1 rRNA gene is annotated in these 713 nt (G+C 51.5%); it reads left to right on the top strand.

The window, feature by feature from the left end:
• Window positions 1-713: ribosomal RNA gene (locus BGP85_RS00160) — 23S ribosomal RNA — on the top strand; the annotation flags it as partial.

Genomic DNA, 713 nt, shown 5'->3' with positions numbered 1-713 from the left:
GACCATCCTCCAAGGCTAAATACTACTGACTGACCGATAGTGAACCAGTACCGTGAGGGAAAGGCGAAAAGAACCCCGGAGAGGGGAGTGAAATAGAACCTGAAACCGTATGCGTACAAGCAGTGGGAGCCTACTTTGTTAGGTGACTGCGTACCTTTTGTATAATGGGTCAGCGACTTATATTCAGTGGCGAGCTTAACCGAATAGGGGAGGCGTAGCGAAAGCGAGTCTTAATAGGGCGTTTAGTCGCTGGGTATAGACCCGAAACCGGGCGATCTATCCATGGGCAGGTTGAAGGTTAGGTAACACTGACTGGAGGACCGAACCGACTACCGTTGAAAAGTTAGCGGATGACCTGTGGATCGGAGTGAAAGGCTAATCAAGCTCGGAGATAGCTGGTTCTCCTCGAAAGCTATTTAGGTAGCGCCTCATGTATCACTGTAGGGGGTAGAGCACTGTTTCGGCTAGGGGGTCATCCCGACTTACCAAACCGATGCAAACTCCGAATACCTACAAGTGCCGAGCATGGGAGACACACGGCGGGTGCTAACGTCCGTCGTGAAAAGGGAAACAACCCAGACCGTCAGCTAAGGTCCCAAAGTCATGGTTAAGTGGGAAACGATGTGGGAAGGCTTAGACAGCTAGGAGGTTGGCTTAGAAGCAGCCACCCTTTAAAGAAAGCGTAATAGCTCACTAGTCGAGTCGGCCTGCGC

This window comes from Pseudomonas putida, from assembly GCF_002906855.1.
Taxonomy (GTDB): Bacteria; Pseudomonadota; Gammaproteobacteria; order Pseudomonadales; family Pseudomonadaceae; genus Aquipseudomonas; species Aquipseudomonas putida_N.
This window is presented reverse-complemented; position numbering and strand designations above follow the sequence as displayed.